General features: G+C 37.1%; 2 protein-coding genes. Both read left to right on the top strand.

Annotation, left to right across the window (positions count from 1 at the left end; genetic code table 11):
- On the top strand, positions 1–203 hold a 203-nt coding region (locus tag Q0X89_RS11820), incomplete at its 5' end, for an ATP-grasp fold amidoligase family protein (RefSeq protein WP_297694396.1).
- A 55-nt stretch (positions 204–258) separates the two neighbouring features.
- A partial coding sequence (locus Q0X89_RS11825; protein WP_297694398.1) for a glycosyltransferase occupies positions 259–2,038 on the top strand: 1,780 nt, incomplete at its 3' end.

Raw genomic sequence — 2,038 nt, forward strand, 5'->3', positions numbered from 1 at the left:
GCATTCCTAAACCCAAACCATTGAAAAAAATGATTGATTCGGCTAGAGTATTAGCTGAGGATTTTAAATATGTACGGGTTGATTTTTATGTAGTAGATGATAAATTATATTTTGGGGAATTAACCTTTAATCCCTGCAATGGTTTTGGGGTGTTTGAACCCCCTTCAATGGATTATGAATTTGGGAAGTTATTGCAATTATAGATTCCTGTAAAAATTTCTATTAATAATAATCGGATGAAAGGCCGATAATCATAGTATGAAAATATTGTTTATCCATAATAATTATGCCAGCAATACCAGTGGGGAAGAAATTGCAGCCGAGGCCCTGGAACGTTTGCTTACCAATAATGGTCATGAGGTAGTATGGTATAGGCGATTTTCAGATATAATAAACAACTCATTTTCAAAAAAAGTCTCCGCTTTTTTTCTGGGAATCTATAACCCTAAGGCAGTTAAAGAGATCAGGGCGTTGCTTGCCAGTTTTGAGCCGGATGTGGTGCAAATTCAAAATCTATATCCTTTTATTTCCCCTGCGATAATAAAAACAATAAAAAGAAAAGGCATTCCTATTGTGATGCGTTGCCCCAATTATCGTTTGTTTTGTCCTACGGGCCTTCATATGGATGGCAAAGGGAAAATTTGTGAAAAATGTTTGTCAGTAGGCCGTGAACTAAATTGTATAACTAAAAACTGTGAAAAGGACTATGCCAAAAGTATAGGGTATGCCCTCAGGAATTTTTTGGCACGCACCCTGTGGGGACTAAACAGGAACATGGATGCCTATATAGTACAGACCGCGTTTCAAAGGGAAAAATTTATTAAAAATGGCATAGAACCTAAAAAACTGTATATAGTTCCCGGGATAACACCATCCATTCCTGCAAGCAGTGAATCCTTTGAGTCTGAATATGTGTCCTTTGTGGGCAGGGTAAGTGAGGAAAAAGGAATAATGGAATTTCTGGAAGCGGCCCGCTTATTACCAATGATTCCGTTTATGGTTGCCGGAAGTGTTAGGAAACCCCAAGCTAGTCTTAAGGCCAATGCGCCGGACAATGTTCTATGGAAAGGATTTCTTTCCGGTAAGGATTTGGATCTGTTTTATAAACAATCCAGAATAGTGGTTGTACCCAGTAAATGGTACGAAGGTTTCCCTAATGTTATTACACAGGCTATGAAACATGGAAAACCGTTAATTACCAGCAACTTGGGGGCCATGTCAGATATCATTGATCATGAGGAAAACGGGCTGCTTGTAGAGCCGGGTGATACCATTGGTCTGGCCAAAGCCATACAAGAACTATATAAGGATACCATAATATGCAATTTATATGGGGCCAATGCCAAAAAGAAAGCTGCCACTTTGTATTCAAGCAACAAGGTGTATGATTATTTAATGGACCTTTATAGTGGATTACTTAAGGAAAAAGAGAAGAACGCAAAAAAAATCTTGTTTATCCTCCATTATCCGCCTCCGGTACACGGGGCTGCCATGGTGGGACAGTATATCATGGAAAGCAATTCTTTAAACGACAATTTTGATTGCCAGTATATTAACCTGGGAACCTCAATAAGAGTTGATGAAATAGGAATTGGCGGCTGGCAGAAATTTAAACGATATTTAAAAATCATAAAACAGACTTCAAAGAGCCTTTATAACAATAAGCCAAATTTGGTTTATATTACGTTAACAGCTTCTGGCGCCGGGTTTTATAAAGATACATTGATCATAATGCTCGCCAAAGCATTTGGTAAAAAGGTAGTATTCCATTTTCATAACAAAGGAATTTCCAAAAGACAAGACAACTTTGTAGATAATTTATTATACAAGAAGGTCTTTAAAAAATCAGAGGTGATTTTGCTCTCTAAACACCTTTATTACGATATTGAAAAGTATGTACCCATTGAACGGGTGCATTATTGTGCAAATGGTATCCCTGAAAATAGAATCACAAAACCAATCCCTAATGTTGTTAATGATGAGGTTCAAATTTTATTTTTGTCCAATTTAATTGAATCCAAAGGTGTATTTGTTTTGC

Origin of the sequence: uncultured Eudoraea sp. (genome assembly GCF_947258525.1) — a bacterium.
Lineage (GTDB): Bacteria > Bacteroidota > Bacteroidia > Flavobacteriales > Flavobacteriaceae > Eudoraea.